This is a genomic window from Rhizobium sp. BK312 (genome assembly GCF_014193605.1).
In the GTDB taxonomy this organism is placed as follows: Bacteria; Pseudomonadota; Alphaproteobacteria; order Rhizobiales; family Rhizobiaceae; genus Rhizobium.
Genome location: NZ_JACHZP010000002.1, coordinates 40,915 through 61,941, shown reverse-complemented (window position 1 = coordinate 61,941; position 21,027 = coordinate 40,915). Strand labels below are relative to the sequence as shown.

Sequence of the window (21,027 nt, the reverse complement as noted above, 5' to 3'; positions counted from 1 at the left end):
GAAAGAGCGGGACACAATGAAGGCCTGAGAAAGAAGAGCGTCAAAGAATTGGCGCGGCGGCTTTTTCCGGCTGTGGCTTATAGGCAGCCGCGCATGTTGGCTGATAGGAATCAGCTATTTCGCTTTTGGCGTTCCAGCCAAGCCTGCGCCTTTGGAAATGCCATGGAACACTGGTTGGACAAAGCCTTTTTATGAGGTGAGCTATGCCCCCGGGAAAGGCCCTTGGCCTGATGCGTTTTCTGAGATGTCTTCCGATCTCGCCCAACAATGGGATGCCCTGATAAAGAAATGCGAGTTGGTTGCAGTACAGTTTCCGGACCATTCAACAGCCTATCTTTCATCAGCTCTAACGAAAGATGATCGGAACTTTTTGGCAAAGCTGTTTTGGGATCAACGATATTACCGCTACTTTGCCAAAGTGTGGCCGTGGCTTGCCAGCGCTTTTGGCAGTTACCCGCCTACCACTTGTCGCGACCGATGTCTTAGCGGCTCGTTCTGAACCTTGCGTGGCAAGTCGTGCAGGTCTGCATCATCAAGTGGAAGATGTGCTCGGCAGGAATGGATGCCAGTTGTGCCTTGCTCTGGACGTGAGTCCCGAACGGACCTCCGCCCATCGCCTCGCCGGGCTTCATCCGCATGCTCTCTGTCATCGCTCCGGGGTTCTCGACAGCGGCCGCCTCTAGCGCCCGCGCATAATCGCGCAGATCGTTCGCCAAAGCGCCGAAGCGTTCGCGTTCGGCGCCGATCTCGGAGCTGGCCTTCGAGCCTGGATCGCCCAATCCTTGCGCGAAATGACCAGCCAGCACCGTACCGGATCTGGCGCTGATCGCAGCGGCAGCTCTCTCGAATTCCATCGACGAATAGCTGCCAGGGTCGCGGAACATCTCCGCCATGGTCTTCGTAGCAGTTGCCATGGCCTTCATGTCGGCCTGTCGGAGCGCGACGAGGTCTTGCGCTGCAAAAGCGATGGAGGCGAGCACGGCGGCGAGAGCCACCAAACTGAAGAGCGGCACCATTTTGGAAACAATCATAAGAACCCCGCACGTTCGATGGCTTCAATAGAGACTTTAGCGAAGCCATCACCGCCGTCTGTCTGACGTCCATCCTCTCGGTTGCGAAGCGGGCAAAAAGAGGGCGCGGAGCACCCTTCATCCTAGGCTGTCATTTGACGGGAACTTTCTGCGCAGGGGCGGCAGCCACCATGCAGTCCTGCATGGCGCCAATGATCCGAATGCACCAACAGTGACCACCACCGGCCTCAGACATCGAAGAAATTGAAGTGGAACGCGCTGACGCCCATCAAAGCATGTTGTGCACCGGAGACATCTGCGCCGTTGTAGGTAGCACCATCCAAATACAGATTTCGGTCGGTGGTGGGTGTCCCGCCCCACGCGTCGTTCAGGAATGTCACGCTCGCGTCATGGACACCTTTGTCCCAATCACCCTGCACCACCAAGTGATCTGACTGGCCAGAGCCGTGAAGAAAGTGCGCCGTCTGTATATCACCGATTTGCTTTCCGTCGACGGTAACCCTGTACTGGGCGTCGCCAAGATAGGCATCCTCGCTGATCAACAAAACGAGTTTGTCGGCTCCGGTGCCGATCGTGGTCCCGCCGCTCGCTGGCGGAGGAACAGTTACCGGAGGCGTCGGAGTGGTAGCGGGAGGGTCAGAAACTATATTGAAGTGGAATGCACTGACACCCATCAAAGCATGTTGCGCGCCGGAGACATCCGCGCCGTTGTAGGTAGCACCATCCAAATACAGATTTCGGTCGGTGGTGGGTGTCCCGCCCCACGCGTCGTTCAGGAACGTCACGCTCACGTCATGGACACCTTGGTCCCAATCACCCTGCACCACCAAGTGATCTGACTGGCCAGAGCCGTGAGGAGAGTGCGCCGTTTGTATATCACCGATTTGTATTCCGTCGACGGTAACCCTGTACTGGGCGTCGCCAAGATAGGCATCCTCGCTGATCAACAAAACGAGTTTGTCGGCTCCGGTACCGATCGTGGTCCCGTCGCTCGCTGGCGGAGGAACGGTTACCGGAGGCGTCGGAGTGGTAGCGGGAAGGTGAGAATACACGCGGATATAATCGATCTGCTCTGAAATCGGCGCTTTGGTAACATCCGCATTGTTATTGGGATCGTCCTGCGTGGCCAGATCGGCCAAGAGATACATTGGCCCATGCATATCACTGGGTGTGGCCTTCGTTCCCATAAGCTGACCATCGACGTAGAAGCCTAGGGTATCGGCGTTCCAATCCAATCCATATGTATGAAAACCGGATGGCTGAGCGAGCTCGCTATAGACCTGCAAATTTTGTTGCCAGTTAAGATTCGGCGCGGCATCGGTCGTGTGAATACCGCTATATATGCCCTTCTCGAAACTTCCATAGTTTTCGACGACATCAAGTTCCTGCCAGTGCCCGGCATTATTGGGATCGGCTATCATATGGTCCGGTAGAAGCCAGAATGCGGCCCATGCTCCCGGAAGGTTCGAGAAATCAGCCCGCATCTCGAAGTAGCCATATGTTTGCGAAAAATGCCCTTGCGTCGTTATCAGGCCAGACTCCCAGCTGCCGGGGAAGCCGGATGCGGTGTGGTCGGGCACGGCCGTAATCTTCAACACACCGTTGTTCACTTCGAAAGGATCGTAACCCGACGAAGGGTCAACGAATGAAGAATGACCAAAGCCGATATCAGAATTGGCGTCATAGCGCCATTGCGGACGGATATCGGCCCAAGTCGTGCCGTTACCAGTCTGAGAAATGCTGCGTGTGTTGAACTCGTCGTCAAACGTCAGTTGGTATTGGGTAAGATCGATCGTAGACATCTCTACCTCCACGACAAATTGGTCCGCTCCGGTTTTCGCCATTGCGTGGACCGCCAACATGCAATGCCAACAAAATGCAAATACGCAACAATACAGGGGTACTATATCCCGTTGTCCGATGGCACCCTCGTCAAATTGACGCTGCTGCCTCTCGGCTCATCCCCAAAGGGCCTTAACTCCGCTGCTTATGCAAACAGAAAGTCATGCGCCAGCAGCGCATGCTGACTGTGCACGACCACACCACCCGTACCGAATACAATCGTGGTGTCGTGCGTAACTGGGTCGAACGCTGAGATAATATTGAGCTGACTGAAGTCTTTGATTCCCAGTGCCGAGACGTCGATATGGTCGACTCCCCAATTCGACCCGACCCCGCAAGCGCCCTGACCAAAATCCTCGATTTTGTCACTGCCGTTACTGGGCTTGAATATAAACGTGTCATTTCCACCTTCGGCGTGGCCGACCATTACCTGTGCATCACCCCACATGTCCTCGTTGCCGTTGCCGCTGATCAGGGTGTCGTTGCCGCCATGGGAATTACCGGACATCTTCACCGCGTCGCCAATCAGGGTAATAGGCCCGTCCGTGTGACGAACCGCAGAGACGTTCAGTACGTCGTCGCCTCCATGCGCATGGCCCGACATCGTTTGCGCATCGCCTATGAGTATATCATTCGCGGTCTGTTGCGCCTTAACAATAAGGCTGTCATCGCCACCACGGGCATTACCCGACATGCTATTCGCATCGCCATAGGCCAGAACGGCCCCGACGGAAGCAACGTTCATTGTATCGTTGCCGCCGATGGCATGATCGCGGAGATCACCACCAGCATCACCGTAAAACGTTACGCTGTCTTCGAGGCCTGTATTAAGAACATCATTACCGCCATGCGCATGGCCGGACATGTTCTTGTCCGCATCGCCGTAGAATGTAACGAAGCCCTCGGAGCTACCGTCTGTGACTGTGTCGCTACCGCCGACGGCATGATCCTTCAGGTTACCGCCAGCGTCGCCGTAGATTGTGAAGGTGCTCTGAAAAGCAGAAAGCTGAAACGTATCGTTGCCTCCCGCTGCGTGCCCTGACATATCCTTTCCGGCGTCACCATACATGGCGACCGTGATGTTGGTTGGGCTTGGAGCTACGCTGAAAACATCGTTGCCGCCTTTCGCGCTGTCAGAGAGACTACCTCCCGCGTCCCCATACAAGTTGGTCGTAGTACTGCTTGATCCGGTTATCTGGACGAACAGAAAATCGTCGCCACCGATCGCGTGATCAGCGATATTTCTGACGACATCGCCATAAAAGCTGCCCGAGCCATGTATGGTCAGATTATCGTTGCCGCCCGTGGAGTGATCCAACAGGCTGCCTCCGGCATCCCCGTAAAGGATGTTCGTCGAATCCGGCGCTATCAATATATCGTCCGAGCCGATTTGATGGTCAGTTAAATTCGCCGTTGTTATGGGAATTACTTTAATCATCTCGGCCCCTCCAAGCTTAAATGAAATTTCACCTTGCGACCGAACCCCCCTGAAATCAAGGGTCAAATCAAGCTCGCCTCCTATCCTATTGATCCTGCAGACTAGGTTTTTTAGCTGCAGCGAATTAAGCGAAGCGAAATAGGAGAGCGCGGCGCTATTCTTCGCGAAAGGCTCGCGCCATCTGATCTGCCATCGGCTTTGTCAAATAGGTCAGTACCGTTCTATCACCGGTCTGCAAGAAGGCCTCGACCGGCATGCCGGAGACGGGCGTCAGCTTTCCGAGCCGCGCCCACTCTTCCTTCGATATGCTGGCGCGAAGGACGTAATAACTTGCACTGGAATGCTGGTCAGTGGTCGGCTCGGCCGAGATCTTTGTGACTTGCGCGTTCAGTTGAGGCGTATCCCGCTGATTGAACGCTGAAAACCTGAGCATGACCGGCTGCCCGACGGTCACCTGGTCGATATCCTGCGGCGACAGTTTAAGCTCGGCGACAAGCGCATCCCGATCCGGCACAATCTGCATAATGGTTTCTCCGGGCGATATCACGGCACCCGCCGCATGCACGCTCAGATGATCGATGATACCGGCCTGTGGTGCTCTTATGTCGATCCGCTTCAGATCGTCCTCCGCGGCAATCAATCGCTCCGTAAATTGCCCAGTATCGCTCTGCGCCTGGCGCAGTTGCTCAGACACTTCGGCGCTGTGATCATCGTCGACCTGGGTGATCTGTAGTTCCGTCTCGGTCATCTTACCTTTGGCTTGCGCGATGCTCGACACGAGATTACCGAGCTCTCCGGTCAGGCTGGCACTTTCGCGCTGCAGCGCATAGACCTTCGCCGCAGGGATGATGCCCTTATCGAACAGCCCTTGAAGGCTGGAAAGCTCCTTGGCGATCAGATCGATCTCCCTGCGCTTGCCATTCTCTTGCGCAACCAGACCCTCCACCTCCTGGCTCAGTTGCTGGATACGCTCGCTCAGCTGTGATTTGCGGCTTTGCCTGGATGCCAATCGATCTTCGAACAGACGCGTCTCGCCGGCGATCGTGCGCGAGACTTCGTCTTCGTCGGCCCGCGAAAGCAGTTCCGCCGAAAAGGCGATCGCTGGCGCGCCGTCGCGTTCCGCTACCAGCCGCGCCGTTCTCGCGGACAGTTCATCCAATCGTTTTCGTATGATCGCGAGATTGGCGTTCGTTTGCGTATCGTCGAGATGGATCAAAAGCTGCCCAGCATCGACACGATCACCGTTCTTGACTTGAATGTCGCCGACAACTCCCCCTTTGAGATGCTGAACTGATTTTACATAGCTGTCGACCGCAAGCGTTCCGGGGGCAATGACCGCACCCGAGATCTCGGTGGTCGCGGCAAGGCCACCGATCACGCCGACAAGCAGGACGATCGTCCCAAACGCCGCAACGGAAAGCCGGCGTATCGAACGCTCGCTGGGTGACGGCTTTTCTGTGCTCATGATCCGGCGTCCTCGCCGGCGACCATCAGGCGGACTGCACTCTGTTTGATTGGTTGCTTCACCGGCTTTCCGAGGACCATGTCCTTAGGTCCAAATGCCTGCAGCCGTCCCGCGGCGATGACCATCAACATGTCGGCCGCCACCAAAGCGCTCGGCCGGTGGGCGATGACCATTGCGATGCCGCCCCGCGCACCAACGCCGAGGAGAGCTTGGGTCAGAGCCGCATCGCCTTCTGCATCGAGATTGGAGTTGGGTTCATCCAGCACCACCAAAAACGGATCGCCATAGAGCGCTCGCGCAAGCGCAATGCGCTGCCGCTGCCCAGCGGAAAGCCGGGAGCCGCCCTCCCCGATCATCGTATCGAAGCCCTGCGGCAACTCCACGACCATGTCATAGACGCCGGCAGACTTTGCAGCAGCGACAACCAATTTCGATGAAGGCTGCTTTTCAAAGCGGGCGATGTTCTCGGCAATCGAACCATCGAAGAGGCTGACATCCTGTGGAAGATAGCCGATGTGGCGCCCAAGTTCCGGGGGATCCCATTGCGCGAGAGCGGCGTGATCAAGGCGTACCGCGCCGATCGTCGTCGGCCAGAGGCCGGTGACCGCGCGGGCAAGGGACGACTTTCCCGAGGCGCTGGGACCAATGACCCCCAATATGGTCCCGGCCGATATGTCAAACGAGATGTTACGAAGGATGAGTTCACGGCTTCCCGGGGAGGCGAGGCTTAGACCGTCCACCGTCAATTTTGATCTGGGTGCCGGCAAGCTGATGCTCCGCTCTTCAGCAGGCAGGATTTCAAGCAGTCTGACAAGGCGCAACCAGCTTTGTCGGGCAGCAACGAATGCCTTCCATTGGCCGATAGCAAGCTCCACCGGTGCGAGCGCCCGGCTGACCAGGATCGAGCTTGCGATCATGATGCCACCCGTCGCTTCCTGCCGGATGACGAGGACTGCGCCAACCGCAAGCACGGCAGACTGAAGCATCATGCGAAGGATGCGGGAGGTGGTCGTCAGGATTCCGGTTACGTTGGCGGCGGCAAGTTGATTTTCGAGATAGGCGCCGTTCAGATCGGCCCATCGTTCCGCCATCCGACCGACGAAACCCATTGCGACAACCGCTTCCCAGTTTCGTCGTGCACCTTCAGCAAAAGCAAGGCGCGCTGCCGACTGTTTGGCCGCCTCGGCTGCCGGACGTTGCGACAAGATCTCGGCAAGAACGGTCAGAGCGATGAGAACGATGGCGCCGCAGGTCGCGGTCAGCCCGATCCAGAAGTGGAAAAGAAAGCACAATCCGAGATAAAGCGGTATCCATGGCAGGTCGAACAGGGCGATCGGACCGGTGCTGGAGAGAAAAGATCGAACTCTGTCCAGATCGCGAACTGACTGCATTCCATCGCCTGCCGCCGGCATTACTTGTGGTTGAAGCACCAGCGAGGCAAAGACCTTATCGTTCATCCGCTCGTCCAGAGCCACGCCAACATGCGCCAGGAGCATCGAACGCAGCAGCTCAAGAGCGCCGTGAAACACGAAAAGGGTTGCAGCGATGATCGCAATACCGACCAGTGTCGAAAGGCTGTGACCGGGAATTACCCGGTCGTAGACCTGAAGCATAAAAAAGGAACCTGTCAGGGCCAGTACGCTGATCACGGCACTCGTAATCGCAATGCTGAAGAACGCCTTTCGAAGGGACGTCAGCACCGCCATCAGAAATGTTCGAGGCAATTTTTTCGACGGAAGAGCCATGTAGCTTCAGTCCTTCATTTATCGTCGCCCGAGGATAAATATCGAAATGGATTATTATTACGAAACTACATGTATATCTATTCACAAATACAGCAAAATATCCAATTCTTATTTGTATATACAACTTCAAAGTCGATCTGAAGTGTAACACAACTCGGCGCGCGACTCGCCACGTCTACTGGAAGCGACACTTCTGAGATGAAAAGTGGCCGCGACTCTGGTGCACAAGTCTATCAAACAGTGGCTGCCATGGTGGTGTTCCGCTGCAGGCAAACGCGTTCGGAAGATGATCTAAGCTCTTGATGGGGATCGAACTGTCGAATCCGACTTTAAGAAAGTTCTTCATCTCAAATTTTTCGATAGCATACATCGGCTTGATCTCGATGGAGTGCCGGAGGCCGAGAACGGAATGTCAGCTTATGATCGCAAGCCATAGTGAACAGGACAGCCTCTGGACTGGCCGCCCAGCTTTGTCGATGCGACCTTACTTCCGGCAGGTGTCGCCGAATTCACTCTTCTCGTGATGGCGATCATCCATTCCTCCCCACTATGGTTTCCTTGAATAGAGCGAGGTTACGGATCCCTTCGGCTTAACAGCCACTATACACTTTAGAGATCTTACGGGCTCGCAACGCCTGTGGAAGCAGAATTCACATTTGCAATTCTCGCTGCCAACTGAACATAGAAAGTACAATGTCATGATGATATTGTCATCATGGGAGAACATTGGGAGGATTAACGTGGACAATTTCTTTATCACAAGAAATTTCGATTGGGGTTTACGGAGATCGTCTCATGCCGATCGAGCGCTTAATCTCATAACAAGGCGCTTCGGCGTCGAATCGCGAACCGCTTCTTTTGTCGATGCGGCCTTATACCGGATAACAGGCATGAAATTTTCTGCTGTGCATTCAGGTGTTTCCACCAATGTCGAGCAGAGAATGAACATGTTCCATCTGGTCTCCCAGACAATCGCCTATGACGTGGAGGGAGACCTGGTGGAGGTAGGCTGCAATCAGGGCCAGTCCTCCGTGCTGATCGCAAAGGTGATCAGCGATTTCGGATCTTCAAAGCAGCTTCATGTTTTCGATAGTTTCGAAGGCCTTCCACCGGCGAGCGATGTGGATGGCGCTTCCTACAGGGAGGGCGATCTCTCAACCTCGGAAGAGGTTCTGGTTCACAATTTCAAATTGCATGGATTACGCCTCCCGATAATTCACAAAGGCTGGTTCAAGGATACGTTGGCCGACGGGCTACCAAAAAAGATAAGCTTCGCCTATCTGGATGGAGATCTCTACGACTCGATCATGATCAGCCTGAAAAATGTTTATCCGCGGCTTTCGAAAGGCGGGATTTGTCTTGTTGATGACTATTGCGACACCGAGATCAATCCGGACGGATGGAACTATCTTCCCGGCGTAAAAAAGGCCTGTGACGATTTCCTGTGCGACAAGCCCGAACAGATGTCCTACATCTATTCAGGGGCATTCACGCATGCCTTTTTCCGCAAGCATTGAATGCCGGCGTCTTTCGCGATCGACATGACGTGATCTTCGCACGGTAAATCACTGACCTTTACGATTGTTCCATCCGTTCCGTGCGTAGGCGTCCGCCTATCTCCGACATGTTTCTGAGGGTGTGATCCTCGCCCTGTTCCCGCAATGGCGAGGATCGGAAGATCCAGCACTTTCCGATCACACTACCTCGCGAAGCGTTCCGGCCGGAAGGAAGCCAGAAGCGGATGCCGTTTGCCGGCGGCGATCTCGTCGGCAAGCAACTCGCCCGCGATCAAGCCGAGAGTGGCACCGCTATGGCTGAAGGCGACGAAGTACCCCGGGATCGCCTGCAATTCGCCGAATACCGGCTCGCCATCGCCCGGAATAGGTTTGGGGCCGACGCCGTAGTCGCCGATTTCGAGCTTCGGATTCCCTTCCAGCACCTTGGAGGCTTCAAGCAGCAAGCCTTCGAGCGTTGAAGGCTTGATCTCGTAGCTACCGTCGGCATTTTTAATCACCTCTTCCTCCGACCAGGCCGAATCCAGCGCAAAGGCGCCGTCGGGTGTCGGGCGGATGGCAACCCGCGGCGTGTTGAGGACCGCCTTCAGCGGGTGCTTGATCGGCTTCGTGCGAACGAGAAGCGCAATTGGTGTATCATCACCGATATGCTGGCCTGCCTCCGCAACGATCGCCGGCACTTCACCACCAGCCGCCAGCAGCACGGCATCCGCGGCCCAATCGGCACCGTTCGCTGTCGTAACGCCCGTAGCGCGGCCATTCCGCACATTCACCGTTGCCCGGCCGGCATCGGTGACGACTTCGCCGCCCAGTGACCGGAACTCTTCAGCAAGAACGCCGATCAGGGAAGGCAGGTCGACCCAACCCTCCCCCGGATTGAAGATCGCTCCCTGTCTGGTCACCGAGCCGGCATCGACGCCAGGCGTCGCCTTGGCGATCTGATCGGGCGTCAGCAACAGCGCGTGATAGGCAAGGTCACGCTCATACTCGAAAACGGCGGCAATGTCGTTGCCGGCATCATCAGCATCCCAGGTGAGACCACCATCGAAGCGCAGCCAAGCCGCATCCGGATATTTGGCGGAAAGTGTACGATAACGGTCGATCCCAGCCAGGCGCAGCCGATGATAGGCGTCGGACCGACGCCTTGCGGAATTGAGCCAGGCGAGTGAGCGGCCGGATGCGCCATTTGCCAAAGGACCGTCATTGATCAGCGTTGTTTGAACGCCAAGCCGAGCCAGATGAACGGCCGTGGAAACTCCGAAGATACCGCCGCCGACGACAACGACTTTCGAAGGGCGAGTGGAAGCATGCATGTTGGGAAACCTTATCAGTTTGAATGTTGCAATCGAAAGGCCGTCGGAAGTCTCGCCGACCCTGTTTGTCAGAGAACCTCAGCGAGGAAGCGCTTCAGGCGTTCGCTTTGCGGACTGTCGAAAATCTGTTGCGGCGTGCCGGCTTCGACGACGCGGCCTTCATCCATGAAGACGACCTGGTCGGCCACCCTGCGGGCAAATCCCATTTCGTGGGTGACAACCGCCATGGTCATCCCCTGGCGTCCGAGATTCGCCATCAAATCGAGAACGCCCTTCACCAGTTCGGGGTCAAGTGCGCTCGTAACTTCGTCGAAAAGGATGACTTCCGGATCCATGGCGAGAGCCCGGGCGATGGCGACGCGCTGCTGCTGGCCGCCGGAGAGGCCTGCGGGCCGATGGTCCTTGCGTCCGGCGAGCCCGACCTCGGCGAGGCGGCTTTCGGCGATCCGGCGAGCCTCGTTTCTTGGCATCTTCTTGATCTTCGTCAGCGACAGCATGACGTTTTCAAGCGCCGTGTGATCCGGAAAGAGATTGAAGTGCTGAAAAACCATGCCGACGCGGCGGCGCAGGCTTTCCGGCTTCATCGACAGAATGCTTTCGCCATCGAGCTGGATATCGCCGCGTTTTGGCTCCACCAAGCGGTTGATGCATCTGAGCAGTGTCGACTTGCCCGAACCCGACGGGCCGATGATGCAGGTTACGGTGCCCTTTGCTATGTCGAGATCAATGCCCTTCAGCACTTCGAGGTCACCGTAGGACATGCTGAGATCGCGGATTTGAACGGCCCCGCCCTTGAAGCGCAAGGCGCCGGAAGCCTGAACATTCGAAGCCGCCTCGAGTTCGCCGACCTCGACAAGACCGCTTGTCGCACCGGAACTGCGACCCTGGCGTCCAAGACGCAGACGTGCATCGATATAGTTGACGAGGTGGGTCAACGGAACGGTGATGACGAGATAGAAGACGCCGGCTAGCAACAAGGGTGAGAGATTGCCGGTGACGACGGCCTGGTCCTGGCCGACGCGAAAAATCTCGCGCTCCGAAGCCAGCAATCCTAGAAAATAGACAAGGCTCGAATCCTTGACGTTGCCGATGAACTGGTTGACGAGAGCCGGCAGGACGCGCCGCACGCCTTGAGGGATAATAATCAACCGCATCCCCTGCCCGTAGCTCATGCTAAGCGCACGGCAGGCCTCCATCTGCCCGCGTTCGACGCTTTGAATGCCGGATCGAAAAATCTCGCCGATATAGGCGCCGGCGATCAGGCTGAGTGCGATGATCCCCAGCGGAAAGGGCGACGGACCGAAGATCTCGCGGCCGATGCGGGCAAAGCCCTGGCCGATGATCAGGATCGTCACGATCGCCGGCAGGCCGCGAAATATATCGGTATAGATGCGCGCCGGCAAACGCAGCCAGCGCGACTGCGAGATACCCATCACGGCCAGCACCATGCCGATCACAACGCCGAGCACAGTGGAGGCTGCCGCCAGGATAAGTGTGTTCTTCAGTCCGACCGTGATCATGCTCGGCAGGACTTCGGCCATCGCATTCCAGTCAAGAAAGCTGCGACGGAGGTTTTCAAGCCAATCCATTCAATTCCCCATGAAATTCGCGAGGCAGGTCAATGGCCGCCGCCCAGAGCACCCGGACGGCGGCGCAGCCTTTACTTCTTGGGAAGATATTGATCGGGCATCGGCGAGCCGGGGAACCACTTCTCATAGAGCGTCTTCCAGGTGCCGTCCCGCATTGCCTCATGCAGCGCCTTGTTGAGCGCCAGACGGAAGGCGTCGTTGCCCTTGTGGACCACGAAGCCCGCCGGTGCGTCGAAGGATGGGATATTCACCGCGATTTTCAGCGCGGGATAGCGTTCGCCATATTGCTTGGCGGCTTCATAGTCGAGGAAATGCGCGTCGATGGTACCGTTGTTCAGCGCCGCCACGGCGGAATTGTTGTCCGGAAATTTGACGAGATCGGTGCCGGCAAAATTCTTTGTCGCATAGATCTCCTGCAGCGTGCCTTGCACGACGCCGAGGCGCTTGCCCTTAAGGCCGGCTGCATCCTTGATCGAGGCATCCGATGTCAGAACCGAGAGATAGCCGGCGAGATAACCATCGGAGAAATCGACCGTCTTCTTGCGTGCCTCGGTGGTTCCGATTGCGGCAACGGCGACGTCGAAACGCTGGTTGGCAACGGAGGGCAACAGGGCCGAGAATTCCTGGCCGGTGAACGTCACCTTGTCCTTGGGAAAGCCCATGCGCGAAACGACGTTCAGAAAGAGTTCGATATCGAAGCCGGTGAATTGGCCATCGGCGGTCGTGAAGGTGTAGGGCTTGGAATCGCCCATCGTGCCGACGCTGATGACGTTCGGATCGATCAGATTATAGGGATTGTCGGCCGCAACTGCTGGGACCGCGCTTGCTGCGACGAGGCAGGCCAGCAGGCCGGCGCCCAAGGGCACGGCAAAGGCCGAGAATATGGCAGATAGTTTCATGTTCGTTCTCCGCTCTGAAGGATGCTCTTATTGGCATTCATGCATGCGCGTCCATCCCTCACCCATACATCGGAAAGAGATCATCTGGACAAGAGACCGGTTTCACACTAAAAAGAGACCGGTCTCACTTTATTTGTTACCGTGAGATTGACCGTCCGTCAATAACTCTTGTAATCGTCATCGAATGGAAGAATCCCTCACCTCGAAACGCTCCGTCACTGTCGCCGATGTCGCAAGAGCCGCGAATGTCTCAAAGGCGACTGCGGCGCGCGTGCTCGGTGGCTATGGTGTCGTCAGCGACAGGGTTCGCGAGCAGGTGCTAGCCGCGGCGACGGCACTCGAATATCGACCCAACGAACTCGCCCGCAGCATGACCACAGGCAAATCCGGCATCATCGGGGTTGTGGTCGGCGATATAGAGAATGCTTTCTTCAGTCTCGCCGTCAGAGGGATCAGCGATGTCGCACGCATGGCTGGTTTCAACGTCATCATCGCCAATTCCGGCGAGGAGATCGAGGCGGAGAAGTCAGCGGTCGACCTGCTCATTGGCAAGCGTGTCGATGGATTGATCGTGACACCGGCACGATGCGACCGGATGGAGCATCTCCAGGATATACGCCGCGTCGGCGTGCCGCTCGTTCTGTTTGACAGAACCATTCCGGAACTAGGCGTCGATGCGGTCACCGGTGATGATTTTGACGCTGCCGCGAGCGCGACCCGCCATCTTATCGACATGGGGCATCGGCGGATCGCCTATATATCGGCGATGGATGCTGAGAGCGAATTCCTTGACGATATCAGCAGCATTTCCAATTCGGCGGTGCGCGAACGCGTGGAGGGGGCTCTGAGGGAGCAAGCCGACGCCGGCATAGAGGAGGCTCGGCATTACGTGCGTCTCGGCGCCACGGACCAGCCGAAAACGGATGGTGTCGTCGAGCGCTTGTTGCAAGACGCAGCACCCCCAACCGCCCTCATCGCTTCGGACAGTCTCGTCGGCCTTAGAGTTTTCAAGTCTCTGCAAACCCTCGGGTTATCGATACCGCGCGACATCTCGATGATTTCGTTTCTGGACGCCGATTGGACAACCGTCACGACACCGCCGATCACCGTCATCGACCAGCCTGTCTACGAGATGGGCAAGGAGGCGGCCGAACGGCTGATTTCGCGCCTGAGCGGCAAGGATATTCCTGTTGGACGCGCTACCATAAAAACAAGTCTGATCCCGCGCGGATCGGTCGCCTCGCTGTCTCGCAGCGACCATTAGCGCTGGGCTGACGCAACTCGGCCAACTCGGCCCCGCGACGATATCAATCATTGCGTGCTCCTTTCGTTATATTCCATGCTCGAAGGAACTTTTAGCTCGCCGATCGAGTTGCTTGGATCGGAGTTAGGAGGATCATCAGATATGGAAATGCAACGATCTTTCGAACGGCGCCGACCGACAAGAGGCGCCCCCTATAGTCTGGCGGATTTCCAGAAGAAATACGGACTCGATGACGTGACGGCCGAGGATCTGTTCGTTCGGTTCGGCCCTTCTTCGATCGAGCTTGATTTGCTCATGGCGGCGAAGCGCAAAACACTTTCCTTCGATGAACTGACGAACGAGATGCCCTTACGATCAGCTTGTCCGAAGGAAACCAATCCGTCTTCAGGAACGAGGAGAAACTTCAACGGCCGGCAACGAAGAACAAAATGACGAAAAGCGCCGCGAGCGCGCCTACAGGATTTGGGAGGAAGAGAGGAGGCCAGAGAGCTGCCATCTCGACAACTGGCAATGGGGAGGAACCGCATTGACCACGACCCTTAGTCTAATTGCGAGCGGGCTTCTTCTCCAAGGCGAGTAACAAGCCGGAATCCGGCGGCCGCAATCATTGGTCCTCCATACCGATAGTCTTCATCGCATCGACGCCGCGCTTGCGATCGATCCGCATGATGCTGGCATGTTTGCTGACTACCCAGTGTAAGAGAACACTCGCTAGCTGGAGGGACTATCGCTTTTACCGCGCGAACGTCGATAATGCCGCTGCGCCTTTGCACGGTTCCCGCAATCTCCCATCGAACACCAGCGCCTGTTCATCGCCCTGCTCTCATCGACAAACAGCCAGCCGCAGCCGCGGTCATCCTGGCACTGGCGGATACGATGCGCTTTAGGACCGGTCATGAGGTTCGCCGCCGAAATAGTGATGGGTTTGAGCAGATCTGAGGCACTGGCTTCATCGATACACCAGACCATTTCACCCGCCATCCCTGCGAGCCTTATTCCATCTGCGGGCCGAGCCAAAAACGCGTTGAAATACTCGAGAGCCTCGATCGGCGGGGCCACATCGGCGATGCGAGCGGCGAGGAGTTCATAGATAGCCTCGCGCAGTGCAATCGCCGCCTCATAGGCTTTGGCGCCATCATCTTGATATGTGTGCCAACGCGCACTCATCAGGTCCGACTGCTGTTCACTCCCAGGTAGGTTGGCAGTCAGCCAGCGCAAAAGTGCGTGCGCATCCGGAAGCCGTTCCTCACGAGACGAGCGCAAACGCCACGCTGCCGTATTCACAAACCGGATCGCCAATTCCTCTTTGGGGTCGCCGTCGGCGCTTGAATGTCGATATTCTTTGGAACTCATGATCTTGATCCTGGTTTGGTCTCTAACCCTATAAAAGGTTAGGATCAGCCATGATGCTTTCAAGGACACATATCACGCTTGGCGCGGCCTTTGCCGCGATCTATATCATTTGGGGATCGACCTATCTTGCCTTAGCTTTGGGTCTGCAAACGCTGCCACCCTTTCTTCTGATGGGCATACGCTGTTTGATAGGGGGCACCATTCTCTATGCCTATGCGAGGGTAAGGGGTTCCGAAGCTCCCTCCGTTACGATGTGGGGGATCGCGGCAGTTTGTGGCTTGCTGTTCTTCGTTGGATGCCACGGCGTTCTGGCATATGCGCAGCAACGCGTTCCATCCGGCGTGGCGGCTCTGCTCCTGGCAACGATCCCGTTCTGGATCGTACTCCTGCAGGCTTTCAATCCCGGAGGTGAGCGGCCGACCGGGATGAGAGCGGCACTCCTCGTTCCCGGCATCGCAGGCGTAGCTCTCATCGCATGGCAGGAAATATCTTCCGGCGCGAGCGCGGTGCACCCCGTCGATTTGATTCTCCTGCTGGGGGCCTCCTTCTCATGGGCGGTCGGAACAGTCATATCGGAGCGCCATTCCGCAAAATTTGCCTCGGCGGGGCTCGCGGGGCTGGAACTGCTCGCCGGCGGAGTTGCCTTGGCCGTCATCAGCGCGCTGTCGGGCGAGTTAGACACTTTGCAGCCGACCCGGATTTCCGCAGTTTCGCTGGGCGGCTTGGCCTATCTGATTCTGTTCGGCACCGTGATAGCCTTCGCTGCATATACGTGGCTGTTAAAGCGAATATCGCCTTCGTTGGTCGCCACTTACACGTTTGTCAATCCAGTCATTGCCGTTACTCTTGGTTGCACATTTCTGGGGGAGAGCGTAACGACGCCCATCCTCATCGGCGCTGCCATGATCGTTGTTTCGGTTGCCGGGCTGCTGCTGACCCAATACAAATCAACAAGGAAGGACAAAACGCCCCGTTCTTGCGAGACACAACTATCTCACCGGCGTCTCTGAAAGAGGCTCCCCGCTTTCTCGCCTATCGCAAGACCGGCCGCGAGGATTTTTCGGTTGGATTTGGACGCTGCGTGACGATAGCGCCAAAGGCCGAGGAGGTATGATTTAGCCCTTATAGCAAGGCTTGGCGGCGGCGGTTGTGCCGCCGAGCCACGTGAGCAACGCTTGGTTTTTTCTAATCAGTTTCAAGGACGATAGCTGGCAGGGGGGACATGAAATGAGAAGCAAGGTGGCGTGGACGAACAACTGCAACGCCTCTAAGGATCATGACGACGTCGCCGGGTTTGAGAACAGGTAGGAGTTGGCGTTCGACATAAGCTCGAAAGCACTGGCCATTGATCGGTCCGTCAAAGACACAGGGTGCAACGGGCCTGGATCAAGACCGGTCTGCCAGGACTACTATCTGCTTCGTCGACTGAGAAGAGATGCGACCCGCCGAGGCACGGCGCCGGCAACAACCTCACTGCAGGGGCGACTACAGGGCCGCATCGCGCCGCAACCGCGCCCCGACATCGGTTGTTTTCATCCGTACATTCTTGAACAGTCTACATTAGTTACTGCCTCTTCCAGCGTCAGAGCCGCCCCCAACAATCGCTCATCATGGTTCTTGGGAGCCGACAGCAGAAAGCCGACCGGCATGCCGCCTTCGCCCGCCCCGCAAGGCAGGGAAACGCCGCACCAGTCAAGAAAATTACCGATCGCCGTATTGCGCAGCGTTCTGCCATTGATCTTTATGAACAGCTCGTCATTGGCCTCCAGGGGGCCAAGCGCCGGCGCGACATGGGCAACCGTCGGATAGGCGATGAACTCATTCGGCCCAAGCGTTGCGGCAACCTCCTTGATCAGTTGCTCACGTACTTTGAGCGTTTCCAGATAGCCGATCAGCGTCGTCCTCTCTCCAAGGCGTGTCCGCGCGACAACGCGCCGATCCATGGCTTGAGCCTCCGGCCCTGCCAAGCGACGATGATGCAGCACAAAGGCTTCGGCAGTAACCAACGGCCCATACTCGGCCATCAGTTCAAAGAGCCTTTCGAAAGCTGGAAACGCGGCTCGCCGGATCTTAACGCCAGCAGCACTCAATCTCGCCAGCGTCGCCTCGAAAGCTGCAAGAACACCATCCTGCGCATCATCCATGACGATATTTGTCGGCACCACGATGGAAAGCCCGCCGGCTTCGGCGCGCTCTATCTCGGGGACAAAACGTCCACGCATCGCGGCATCGACCCAGATCGCATCCTGGACGCTGCGGCACAGCGGACCGAGCGAGTCGAGGCTCGTCGACAGCGGAAAGACGCCGCCCATGCTGTAGCGGCCATGGCTCGCCTTATAGCCGACAAGGCCGTTAAAAGCAGACGGTATGCGCACCGAGCCGCCGGTATCCGTGCCGATCGCCACCGGCACGAGACCGGCCGCAACCGCAACGGCGGAACCCGAGGACGAACCGCCGGGAATTCGCGGCACATCCGTTGCCAGCGGGTTTAGCGGCGTACCGTAATGCGGATTGAGGCCGAGACCGGAAAAGGCGAATTCGCTCATATTGACCCGGCCGACTGCGATCATGCCCGCCGCTTGCAGCGCCCTGACGACGTCGGCATCGTGTTCGGCAGGCGCGGCATCCGCAAGCACGACCGAGCCGGCCGTCGTCGGCAGGCCGGCGATGGCGAAGAGATCCTTCCAGGCGACGGGAATGCCATCCAGCAGCCCGCGCGAACGCCCCTCGCGCAGCCTCTTGGACGAAGCAGCCGCCTCCTCCTTCGCGCGCCGCTCCAAAAGCTGCGTGAAGATCGCCTGGTCCTCATAGGTCCGGATCGCGTCGAGAGTCTCCTCGGCCAGCGCGACCGGGTCGAGACTGCCGGACTGGATCAGGACCGAGAGTTGCGCGATCGATTTGCCGAGATGTGTCTTTGTCACAGGTCCTGCTCTCCTTCTCAGCCAACCAGCTGCATCCAGCGGCGCACGAGATAATTGTGCTCATCCATTGTCGTATTCCAGACGGCAATGCAATTGGCGCGCTGCCAATAGGATCCGCCGCTGCGCACCGATCCTTTCCTGATCCGCATCTGGCCATCCGGGCCGGGCAAGTCTTCGGTGGCCGCCGCGCCTTCATACCAGTAGTCCCATTCGGCCTGGGTCATGAACTGCCGCGAACGCTGCGGTGTCGAAATGTAATAGCCCTGCCGCGCGACCACGGCGCCCGGCCATCCCGATATCCACCAGTTCATATAGTCGTAGGCAACGTCGAGGAGACGGCCGCTCAACTGTTTCGAAAGACACAGGCCACCATGCCAAGCGCGATAGCCTTCGGCGGGAATGGCCTGCTCGACCGGCACGCCCTTCGAATTCAGGATGCCGATGCCGGGCGACCACATGCTCTGGACGCTGGTCTCGCCGGCGATCATCAGCCGGGCCGCATCCTCCGCGGTTTTCCAGAAATCCCGGAAGAAGCCAGCCTTCTTGCGCTGCTCCAGGAGATCGATCAGCTGGTCGATCTCCTGAATGGACATATTGCCGATATCGTCGAAGGACATGAGGCCAGCGGCCTGTGCCGCGAGCGCTGCATCGAAAATGCCGATGGCGGGCTCATCGACCAGCGCCACCCTGCCCGCCCAGCGTTCGTCGAAGAGCGCGCCCCAGGAATGCATGCCGACACCATTGGGCGCCAGATCGGTCCGATAGGCGAAGCTATCGAAATTATGCGTCGTCGGCAGCATGGAGATGAAGCGCGACGGCGTATCGCCCAAGGCGAGGTTCGGCTGCACGAAGAGCTTCTTCGCCGGCACGTCGCCGAGCCCCAATCGCGGATTGGGGCCGATGTGGCCGGTCTTCGTCAGATCGTTGACCTCATCCCAGAGCACGATGCGCTGGGTGTCCACAGGCTGGATCGCACGCCAATGCCAGACGATATCGAGATTGTGGAAACACTGGTCGTAGATATCGTAGGTCTCCGGCTCGCGGGCCGCCTTGTATTGAGTCGTCAGGAAGTCGTTGTTGTCGAAAATAACGTCGATGCCGAGATCGTCCTGCGCGCGCAGGCGCAATTCCTCCAGCAGCGAGATCGCGGTGCCGAGAACGCGCAGGCGCGGCCGGCCCTTCAGATGCAGTGCTGGAGCAGGCGCGGTCTTCGTTATCGATTGATGCTTGTTCATGAACGGATCGACTATCCTATTGCGCCGCTGCCAAGGATGGGGCGACAGGCGGCATACGGGCCAGTGTGAAGGCTTCGAAAGACCGTTTCAATAGCGCGCCATCCAACCCATCCAGAATGAAGACCAGACGCGAGGCGCGATCTTCGGAAGGCCAAGCCTCCATATGCACCGGCGGGTGAACCAGATGCTGAACCCCATGCACAGCGACGGGACGCTCTTCGCCCTTGAGATTGAGGATGCCCTTCACGCGCAACACCCGAGCCCCATGACGATTGAGAAGCATGGTCAGCCAAAGGCCGAATGCGGTCCAGTCAACCGGCCGGTCGACCCTCAGCGCAATGGAGGAAATCGTCGTTTGATGGGGCGCCCCATCAGCCGAAACCAGCTGCAGCCACTCTTCGCAGTAAAACCCGCTCGGCGACAGATTGTCGCCTAGCGAGGCTTTCTCACGCATGTCCGCCAATGACGACAGATCAAGATCGGCGTCGGTTGCCATCACGAGCGAGGCATCGGGGTTCAAGGTGCGAAGCCGCGCCTTAAGGGCCTGTGTCGTACGATCGTCAGCGAGATCGGTCTTGGTGATGACGAGGCGATCGGCAACCGCCGCCTGCCGGTTGGATTCGATATAGGTGTCGAGCTGGCGCAATCCGTTGACGGCATCGACAGTCGTGATCACGTTGCCGGCGCGGAAATGGTGCCTAAGCACCGGGTCGGCCTTGATCGTGGACAAGACCGGGAACGGATCGGCAAGGCCCGTGCTTTCGATGATGACGCGGCGGAACGGCGGCAACAATCCGCGCTCGCGTTTGGAATAGAGATCCTTGAGTGCGGTGGCGAGTTCTCCGCGCACTGTGCAGCAAACGCAGCCCGACCGGAGAAGCACCATCTCGCCATCAACGGTTTCGACAAGATCATGATCGAGCCCGATCTCGCCGAATTCGTTGATCAGCACCGCAGTATCGGCGAATGCCGGATCCGAAAGAATCCGCTTCAGGAGCGTCGTCTTGCCGGAGCCGAGGAAGCCCGTGAGAAGATTGACCGGCAGAAAGCCGTCTGCCTCAATCATCATGCCGTGCCTCCATTCTGGAAACGAAGGCGACATCAAGGGGATCACACGGCCGGCCGACGAGCTTTTCAGCCCCCGGCCAGAGATGCCCGAGATCCTCGATGATCTCGCTTTTACCCGTTCTCGTCGACAGGACGAAGGAGGTGCCCTGCCAATCGGAGAGAATGAGCCCGAAGGCGGAAAGCATCTCATTGGCGGCGCGCACCCGTTCCGCGCGTTCACGCCGCCGCTCCGGGCTGGCGTGATTGCGCGTAAAGACGCCCGGCCGGGCCGCCGCATCGGTCCAATGCTCATTGCCACCGAGAACACCGCACAGTGAGCACATAATGGTCATTCCTTCCGAAAACGGCTG

General features: G+C 57.7%; 17 protein-coding genes and 1 pseudogene. 4 read left to right on the top strand and 14 right to left on the bottom strand.

The features are described from left to right. Window positions 1–482: 482 nt before the first annotated feature. The 5 genes from FHT85_RS05020 to FHT85_RS05000 all read right to left on the bottom strand — a co-directional run bounded on the left by FHT85_RS05020 (window position 483) and on the right by FHT85_RS05000 (window position 7,521). Window positions 483–1,031 carry a cytochrome c gene (locus tag FHT85_RS05020; protein WP_112410194.1) on the bottom strand — a complete coding sequence of 183 codons (549 nt, stop codon included), beginning with the start codon at window positions 1,029–1,031 and terminating at the stop codon, window positions 483–485. Between the two features lie 227 nt (window positions 1,032–1,258). Continuing rightward, window positions 1,259–2,833 (bottom strand): carbohydrate-binding domain-containing protein, encoded by a 1,575-nt coding sequence (locus FHT85_RS05015; protein ID WP_112410439.1) that lies wholly within the window; start codon window positions 2,831–2,833, stop codon window positions 1,259–1,261. A 185-nt stretch (window positions 2,834–3,018) separates the two neighbouring features. Further along, window positions 3,019–4,377: a calcium-binding protein gene (locus FHT85_RS05010; RefSeq protein ID WP_246779886.1), complete on the bottom strand. Its 1,359-nt coding sequence runs from the start codon at window positions 4,375–4,377 to the stop codon at window positions 3,019–3,021. Window positions 4,378–4,465: 88 nt separating this feature from the next. After that, entirely contained in the window at window positions 4,466–5,776 is a 1,311-nt protein-coding gene (locus tag FHT85_RS05005; protein ID WP_112410192.1) for an HlyD family type I secretion periplasmic adaptor subunit, read from the bottom strand. Beyond that, entirely contained in the window at window positions 5,773–7,521 is a 1,749-nt protein-coding gene (locus tag FHT85_RS05000; protein WP_112410191.1) for a type I secretion system permease/ATPase, read from the bottom strand. Before FHT85_RS05000 ends, FHT85_RS05005 begins: the two co-directional genes overlap by 4 nt. A 740-nt stretch (window positions 7,522–8,261) precedes the next feature. Between FHT85_RS05000 and FHT85_RS04995 the strand changes: the two genes are divergently transcribed. Then, a complete protein-coding gene (locus tag FHT85_RS04995; protein WP_112410190.1) occupies window positions 8,262–9,038 on the top strand; it encodes a TylF/MycF/NovP-related O-methyltransferase in 777 nt (258 codons plus the stop codon). 182 nt (window positions 9,039–9,220) lie between these two features. Here FHT85_RS04995 and FHT85_RS04990 read toward each other — a convergent pair whose 3' ends face one another. The 3 genes from FHT85_RS04990 to FHT85_RS04980 all read right to left on the bottom strand — a co-directional run bounded on the left by FHT85_RS04990 (window position 9,221) and on the right by FHT85_RS04980 (window position 12,836). Further along, the gene (locus FHT85_RS04990; protein ID WP_112410189.1) at window positions 9,221–10,348 is read right to left on the bottom strand and encodes an NAD(P)/FAD-dependent oxidoreductase; all 1,128 of its coding nucleotides are present in this window, start codon (window positions 10,346–10,348) and stop codon (window positions 9,221–9,223) included. Window positions 10,349–10,416: 68 nt separating this feature from the next. Continuing rightward, window positions 10,417–11,937 carry an amino acid ABC transporter permease/ATP-binding protein gene (locus FHT85_RS30785; protein ID WP_112410188.1) on the bottom strand — a complete coding sequence of 507 codons (1,521 nt, stop codon included), beginning with the start codon at window positions 11,935–11,937 and terminating at the stop codon, window positions 10,417–10,419. 71 nt (window positions 11,938–12,008) lie between these two features. Next, on the bottom strand, window positions 12,009–12,836 hold the full coding sequence (locus FHT85_RS04980) for an ABC transporter substrate-binding protein (RefSeq protein WP_112339397.1): 828 nt from the start codon (window positions 12,834–12,836) through the stop codon (window positions 12,009–12,011). A 184-nt stretch (window positions 12,837–13,020) separates the two neighbouring features. Here FHT85_RS04980 and FHT85_RS04975 point away from each other — a divergent pair, with 184 nt between their 5' ends. Further along, entirely contained in the window at window positions 13,021–14,100 is a 1,080-nt protein-coding gene (locus FHT85_RS04975) for a LacI family DNA-binding transcriptional regulator (protein ID WP_112410187.1), read from the top strand. 141 nt (window positions 14,101–14,241) lie between these two features. Continuing rightward, the gene (locus FHT85_RS04970; protein ID WP_112410186.1) at window positions 14,242–14,532 is read left to right on the top strand and encodes a hypothetical protein; all 291 of its coding nucleotides are present in this window, start codon (window positions 14,242–14,244) and stop codon (window positions 14,530–14,532) included. Between the two features lie 279 nt (window positions 14,533–14,811). Here FHT85_RS04970 and FHT85_RS04960 read toward each other — a convergent pair whose 3' ends face one another. Continuing rightward, window positions 14,812–15,453, bottom strand: coding sequence for a CGNR zinc finger domain-containing protein (locus tag FHT85_RS04960; protein WP_112410185.1), 642 nt, complete (start codon window positions 15,451–15,453; stop codon window positions 14,812–14,814). Window positions 15,454–15,503: 50 nt separating this feature from the next. Between FHT85_RS04960 and FHT85_RS04955 the strand changes: the two genes are divergently transcribed. Then, window positions 15,504–16,463 carry an EamA family transporter gene (locus FHT85_RS04955; protein WP_112410184.1) on the top strand — a complete coding sequence of 320 codons (960 nt, stop codon included), beginning with the start codon at window positions 15,504–15,506 and terminating at the stop codon, window positions 16,461–16,463. Between the two features lie 262 nt (window positions 16,464–16,725). On the opposite strand, the pseudogene FHT85_RS04950 reads toward FHT85_RS04955, so the two are convergent. From FHT85_RS04950 to FHT85_RS04930, 5 genes and pseudogenes are all read right to left on the bottom strand, one after another. Further along, window positions 16,726–16,827 (bottom strand): annotated as a pseudogene (locus tag FHT85_RS04950) (IS630 family transposase); the annotation flags it as partial. Window positions 16,828–16,985: 158 nt separating this feature from the next. Continuing rightward, window positions 16,986–18,374, bottom strand: coding sequence for an amidase (locus FHT85_RS04945; protein WP_183774007.1), 1,389 nt, complete (start codon window positions 18,372–18,374; stop codon window positions 16,986–16,988). A gap of 17 nt (window positions 18,375–18,391) precedes the next feature. Further along, the gene (locus FHT85_RS04940; protein WP_112410182.1) at window positions 18,392–19,609 is read right to left on the bottom strand and encodes a PotD/PotF family extracellular solute-binding protein; all 1,218 of its coding nucleotides are present in this window, start codon (window positions 19,607–19,609) and stop codon (window positions 18,392–18,394) included. Window positions 19,610–19,625: 16 nt separating this feature from the next. Next, complete coding sequence (locus FHT85_RS04935) at window positions 19,626–20,678, bottom strand: CobW family GTP-binding protein (RefSeq protein WP_112339390.1); 1,053 nt, start codon at window positions 20,676–20,678, stop codon at window positions 19,626–19,628. Continuing rightward, a complete protein-coding gene (locus FHT85_RS04930) occupies window positions 20,668–21,000 on the bottom strand; it encodes a hypothetical protein (RefSeq protein ID WP_112339389.1) in 333 nt (110 codons plus the stop codon). The genes FHT85_RS04935 and FHT85_RS04930 overlap by 11 nt, the downstream gene beginning before the upstream one ends. Window positions 21,001–21,027: the final 27 nt, after the last annotated feature.